6 protein-coding genes are annotated in these 6,198 nt (G+C 68.5%); 2 read left to right on the top strand and 4 right to left on the bottom strand.

Translation table 11 applies throughout. The features are described 5' to 3' along the window. Positions 1-138: 138 nt before the first annotated feature. Complete coding sequence (locus ACFYMC_RS27920) at positions 139-693, top strand: peroxiredoxin (protein ID WP_388530324.1); 555 nt, start codon at positions 139-141, stop codon at positions 691-693. A gap of 2 nt (positions 694-695) precedes the next feature. Further along, positions 696-1,229 carry an alkyl hydroperoxide reductase gene (locus ACFYMC_RS27915; protein ID WP_388530321.1) on the top strand — a complete coding sequence of 178 codons (534 nt, stop codon included), beginning with the start codon at positions 696-698 and terminating at the stop codon, positions 1,227-1,229. Between the two features lie 102 nt (positions 1,230-1,331). Here the strand turns inward: ACFYMC_RS27915 and ACFYMC_RS27910 are convergent, their stop codons facing one another. From ACFYMC_RS27910 to ACFYMC_RS27895, 4 genes are all read right to left on the bottom strand, one after another. Continuing rightward, on the bottom strand, positions 1,332-2,060 hold the full coding sequence (locus ACFYMC_RS27910) for a hypothetical protein (protein WP_388530318.1): 729 nt from the start codon (positions 2,058-2,060) through the stop codon (positions 1,332-1,334). A 152-nt stretch (positions 2,061-2,212) separates the two neighbouring features. After that, a complete protein-coding gene (locus tag ACFYMC_RS27905) occupies positions 2,213-3,538 on the bottom strand; it encodes an AI-2E family transporter (RefSeq protein WP_388530315.1) in 1,326 nt (441 codons plus the stop codon). A 163-nt stretch (positions 3,539-3,701) separates the two neighbouring features. Next, positions 3,702-4,388 (bottom strand): transglycosylase SLT domain-containing protein, encoded by a 687-nt coding sequence (locus ACFYMC_RS27900; RefSeq protein WP_388530312.1) that lies wholly within the window; start codon positions 4,386-4,388, stop codon positions 3,702-3,704. A gap of 485 nt (positions 4,389-4,873) precedes the next feature. Continuing rightward, complete coding sequence (locus ACFYMC_RS27895) at positions 4,874-6,196, bottom strand: PhoH family protein (protein ID WP_388530309.1); 1,323 nt, start codon at positions 6,194-6,196, stop codon at positions 4,874-4,876. Between the last annotated feature and the right edge of the window lie 2 nt (positions 6,197-6,198).

Here is a 6,198-nt window from a genome sequence, read left to right as displayed (position 1 = left end):
GAAAGACGTCGAACTCGCCGCATAACCCCAGCAACCCCGAACCACCCCAAACCCCACACAGGCGCCTTGACGAAAGACATAGAGGCACCCCCCCCGGAAAGCCCCAAAAGGCGTCTTTCCAGTCCAGTAGGAGATCACGTGCTCACTGTCGGTGACAAGTTCCCCAGCTACGATCTGACCGCCTGCGTCTCGCTGGAGGCCGGCAAGGAGTTCGCCCAGATCGACCACAAGACCTACGAGGGCAAGTGGCGCGTCGTCTTCTTCTGGCCGAAGGACTTCACCTTCGTCTGCCCGACCGAGATCGCCGCGTTCGGCAAGCTCAACGACGAGTTCCTGGACCGCGACGCGCAGATCCTCGGCGTCTCCGGCGACTCCGAGTTCGTCCACCACGCCTGGCGCAAGGACCACGCCGACCTGCGTGACCTCCCCTTCCCGATGCTGGCCGACTCCAAGCACGAGCTGATGCAGGCCTGCGGCGTACAGGGCGAGGACGGCTTCGCCCAGCGCGCCGTCTTCATCGTGGACCAGAACAACGAGATCCAGTTCTCCATGGTGACCGCCGGCTCCGTCGGCCGTAACCCCAAGGAGGTCCTGCGGGTCCTCGACGCCCTGCAGACCGACGAGCTGTGCCCCTGCAACTGGACCAAGGGCGAGGACACCCTCGACGCCGGTGCGCTCCTGGCTGGTGAGTGACCGTGGCCCTCGATGAGCTGAAGTCCGCGATACCGGACTTCGCCAAGGACCTGAAGCTGAACCTCGGCTCGGTCATCGGCAACAGCGGCCTGCCGGCGCAGCAGCTCTGGGGCACCGTCCTGGCCTGCGCGATCGCCTCGCGGTCACCGAAGGTGCTGCGCGAGCTGGAGCCGGAGGCGAAGACCAACCTCTCCCCCGAGGCGTACACCGCCGCCAAGTCCGCCGCGGCGGTCATGGCGATGAACAACGTCTTCTACCGCACCCGCCACCTCCTGTCCGACCCGGAGTACGGCAACCTGCGGGCGGGGCTGCGGATGAACGTCATCGGCAACCCTGGCGTGGAGAAGGTCGACTTCGAGCTGTGGTCGCTGGCCGTCTCCGCGGTCAACGGCTGCGGCCAGTGCCTCGACTCGCACGAGCAGGTACTCCGCAAGGCGGGCGTCGACCGCGAGACGATCCAGGAAGCCTTCAAGATCGCCTCGGTGATCCAGGCCGTCGCCGTGACCCTGGACGCGGAAGCCGTACTGGCGCAGTAGGCAACGTCGGCGCGAGGGTGAACCTCCCGCCGGATGGAAGAGGGCCCCGGCACCCGCCGGGGCCCTCTCGTGCTGGGTGCGCCGCCGCAAGTCCGACGGCCCTCAGCGCCGGAGGGCGGCCATCAACGCTCGCGTGTCCTGGATCATCGCGGACTGGACGGCCGCTTCTTCCAGGTCCGCGTCATCGGGCAGGTCCCCGGTGGGCACCCCCCCGTCGGCGTTGCCCTGGAAGGACCAGCTGGGTTCCACCTGCAGGGTGAAGACCGCGCCTCCCTCCAGGACCCGGAGCATCGGCCCGTCCCAGGCGGAACTCGTCAGCATGAGCGCCCGCTCCCCCAGTCCGGGCACCTGCTCGCTGCGGACCTCGCGTCCGTCCATCCAGGGGGCCAGCTGGGTGTTCGCCTCGAACTCCGACGCCGGATCGGACTCGCGGTGCAGTTCGACGGTCGCCCGCACCTCGTAGGTCCGCACCCAGCCGTCGACCTCGTCCCCCTCCGGGCTGCGCTGCCTCGTGCAGTGCGCGAAGTCCAGCGCCGGATGCCCCCTGAAGACGGAGTTGCCCTCGGACAGCTCGCCGGTGAGCTTCTGCGTCGCGGGGAGCTCCAACTGGGCGCACAGTTCCTGCGATGCCCGGTAGTCGATCCGGGGCGGACGCCCGATTTCGGAGAAGGCGTACAGACCGCCGGCCCACAGCGCCGAGGCGGCCAGAGCGCCACCCAGCCACCCCCTCCAGGCCCACCCTGGCCCCCTCTTGGCCTGCGGTAGTAACGCCTCCTGCGCCGGCGCCCCCTGCACACCCCAGTCACCTACGAGTTCGGGCTCGGATATCACGTACTGCTCCCCCGTGTCCGGTCATGTGACGTACCGACGCTCCCGCGCCGTTCCCCTGAATGTCACCGACTCTAAACGCAGCACCGTCCAGCGAGGTGGGGCGCGTCGACCGGGGCCCGGGCTCCCGGTGGCCGCAGCCCTCGGCCCTCACTTCAGCTCTGCGAGGGGCCTGGCGCGCTCTCCACCGCCGTCGCGCCGTGCGGAGCGGGGCCCACTCGGGAATCGCGTTCCCGGGCGTACGCACGCAGGTAGACCACCACGGTGTTCGTGACCGCGACCAGCGGTACGGCCACGACTGCGCCACCGATCCCGGCCACCATGCCGCCGGCCGCGACCGACAGGACCACGGCCAGCGGATGGACCCGTACCGCCCGGCCCAGGATGAAGGGCTGGAGCACGTGGCCCTCGATCTGCTGCACCGCCAGGACCACCGCCAACACCATCAGGGCGGTGAACACGCCCTGGGTGACCAGGGCGACGACCACGGCCAACGCCCCGGAGACCACCGCACCCACCAGGGGGATGAAGGCGAAGAGGAAGATGAAGACGGCCAGCGGCACCGCCATGGGGACGTCCAGGAAGTAGATGCCCAGGCCGATGAAGATGGCATCGATCATCGCCACGATCACGGTGCCACGTACGTACGCGGTCAGGGTCCGCCAGGCACGCGGACCCGCGCCGGCCAGTCCGGGGCGGGCCGCGGCGGGCATCAGAGCCAGCAGCCAACGCCAGATCCGGCTCCCGTCGTACAACAGGAAGAGCGTCGAGAACATCGCGAGCAGCATGCCGGTGAGTACCTCGACGACGACCGTCACACCCTGGAGTCCAGCTGAGGTGATTTCTTCGGTGTTCGTGCCGATGGTCTCGCTGAGGTTCTTCGCGATGTCGTTGATCTGCTTCTCGGTGACGTGGAACGGGCTGTCCAAGGCCCAGGCCTTGAGCTCTTCGATTCCGTCCCGGACCCGGTCGGAGAGGTTGTCGAGGTTCTCCATGACCTGCCAGACGACGAACCACCCCACCAGCCCGATCATCACGAACCCGGCGATCGCGGTGACGGCCGTGGCCAACCCCCTCGGCAGCCCCATCCGTCTCAACCGGGCCACGGTCGGCTGGAGCAGTGCGGTGATGAGCAACGCGGCGGCGAAGGCGAGGACGAGCAGGCGGATCTCGCTGATCACCTTCATCAGCACCCAGAGCATGCCGGCCAGGATCAGCAGCCGCCAACTCACCTCCGCGGCGACTCTCATCCCCCACGGCACCACCGAGGCGGGCTCGGGCCTCTGCCCTGGCTGCCCCACCAGGACCACGGGCGCGCCCTTGGCCACCGGCAGCCGATCGTCCGGGCCCTGGTCCACCCCCGTCGGGCTGAGCACCGCCACGTCCTCGGCCGCCACTTCCGCGCGCCGCTCGTCGAGGCGCCTCTCCACGTGGGAGAGCCCCCTCCCCAGCCGGCTCAACCACTCTGGCAGCTTCGCCATCCTGTCCCTGTCCCTTCCCCCGACCCCCGAGGCGCGCATTGGTCAAGACCGTACACGCGCGCAGCCCCGCACCGAAGAACGATGCGGGGCTGCGCGGAGAAGCGGGGTGTGGGAACGGGCCAGGTGGCTCTTCGGGGAGACCCAAAGCGGCCTGTCCGCAGCCCTAGTACCAGTGGTTGGCCTGCCAGAAGCTCCAGGCACCGCACGGCGAACCGTAGCGGCTGTTCATGTACTTCAGGCCCCACTCGATCTGGGTCGCGGGGTTCGTGCGCCAGTCGGCTCCGGCAGAGGACATCTTCGATCCCGGCAGCGCCTGCACGAGTCCATAAGCACCGGAGGAGGCGTTCTGCGCCCGGTAGTTCCACGTGGACTCGTGGTTGACGATGTTGCTGAAGCACTGGAACTGGCTCGCCGGCACCATCTGTCGGGCGATGGCCTTGACCTGGGAGACCGTGTAGGAGCTCTGGGGAGCGAAGGAGTCGGCGTTGCGGGCGGCGGAGCGGCTCGCGGCCTCCTTGGCCTCGCGCTCCTTCTTCGCCTTCGCCTCGGCGGCTTCCTTCTTGGTCTTGGCGTCCTTGGCGGCCTGGAGGCGCGCGGCCTCTTCGGCGGACTTCTTGGCCTCGGCGTCAGCCGCGTGCGCCAGGGTGTCGGCCTGCTGCGTCAGGGATGCGGTCTGCACCTGGGCCTGCTCGCCGACGGGGATGTCGGTGAGGAGCGTCATGCCGGCGGCGGTCGTCTCAAGGTCGTTCGAGGGCTGAGCCTCACCCGAGGCGACTCCGACGACTGCGCCGACGGTGGTGACCGCGGTGGCGGATGCCACTGCGAATCCCCGGACCGAGATCCGGCTCACACGGTGTCCTTCCAGCAGCGTCCACTTCGGTGACCTCGCGGACGCATTCGTGCCCCTGGCGCTGGCCTCCGTCCCACTGCGGTCACTGGAGGCGCGGGCCCGTGGGCAACTCCCTTGCAAGGAGTGCCGCGTGGTGCTCCCGGGCGGCATACGGCGGTCATGTCTTGAGTTTTGTGGTGCAGCTGTGCCGTATGCGGGGCCTGACAGAAGCAAGACTTTGCCGGACCCGGACACCGTGAGGCAATTCCGCGTTGCGTGTTAAAGCTCACATCCGGCCAGAACCATAAAGGTTGGCGAAACAGCTGCCCACGACTATGCCGCCCGACTAGAATCCTGAGCCTTTGCCGGGCGGCATCAACCGCCTTGCCCCCTCTACACCTTTGGGGCGGATCTGCGGGACGCGGAACGACCCCGGCGCCACAGGGGGGCGCCACCCTCCCGTCAGGGGCCGGGGCCGCTCAAGCCCCTCGAAGAACCGGATGGCCCTAGAGGTGGATGTCCTCCAGCATCTCCGTGACGAGCGCCGCGATCGGCGAACGCTCCGACCGGTTGAGAGTGACGTGAGCGAAGAGCGGATGCCCCTTCAGCTTCTCCACGACTGCGACCACTCCGTCGTACCGACCGACGCGCAGGTTGTCCCGCTGGGCCACGTCATGAGTCAGGACAACTCGGGAGTTGGCCCCGATCCGCGACAGAACGGTCAGCAGGACATTGCGTTCCAGCGACTGCGCCTCATCGACGATGACGAACGCGTCGTGCAGGGATCGGCCGCGGATGTGGGTCAGCGGCAACACCTCCAACATGCCGCGGCCCAGCACCTCCTCGATGACCTCACGCCCGGCCACCGCCGAGAGGGTGTCGAACACCGCCTGCGCCCACGGGCTCATCTTCTCGGCCTCGGTGCCGGGCAGATAGCCGAGTTCCTGGCCGCCCACCGCGTACAGGGGACGGAAGACCATCACTTTCTGGTGCTGACGACGCTCAAGCACCGCCTCCAACCCCGCGCACAGCGCCAGGGCCGACTTTCCGGTGCCCGCGCGACCGCCGAGCGAGACGATCCCCACCTCGTGGTCCAGCAGCAGGTCGAGGGCGATCCGCTGCTCGGCGCTGCGACCGTGAATACCGAAGGCCTCGCGGTCACCCCGCACGAGTTTCACGTTGCCGTCCGCGGTGACCCGCCCCAGCGCCTTGCCCCGCTCCGACTGGAGGACCAAACCGGTGTGCACCGGAAGTTCACTCACCTCCGGAACGAAGATGCGGTCCTCCGTGAACAGCAGGTCGACCTGCTCGGCGGAGAGGGCGAGCTCGCTCATCCCCGTCCATCCCGAATCGGTGACGGCGAGCTCCGCGCGGTACTCCTCGGCCAGCAGGCCGACGGAAGACGCCTTGATCCGCAGCGGAAGGTCCTTCGAGACGACCGTGACGTCGAACCCTTCGGCCTGGAGGTTGCGGGCCACCGCGAGGATGCGCGAGTCGTTGTCCCCCAACCGGAAGCCGGCCGGCAGGACGCCCGGGTCGGAGTGGTTCAGCTCCACTCGCAGGGTGCCGCCGAGATCGCCGAGCGGGATGGGCGCGTCGAGGCGCCCGTACCGCACCCGGAAGTCGTCCAGCAGGCGTAGGGCCTGCCGCGCGAAGTAGCCGAGTTCGGGATGGTGCCTCTTGGCCTCCAGTTCCGTGATCACGACGATCGGGAGCACGACCTCGTGCTCGTCGAAACGCGACACGGCGTTCGGGTCGGCCAGCAGGACGCTGGTGTCAAGGACGTAGGTGCGCCGGTCGGGCATGCGGCGCTTTGTGCTGGTCACCACGG

It is taken from the genome of Streptomyces sp. NPDC006879 (genome assembly GCF_042869595.1).
GTDB lineage: Bacteria > Actinomycetota > Actinomycetes > Streptomycetales > Streptomycetaceae > Streptomyces.
The sequence above is the reverse complement of the archived record's forward strand: the minus strand, read 5'-3'. Positions and strand labels throughout refer to the sequence as shown.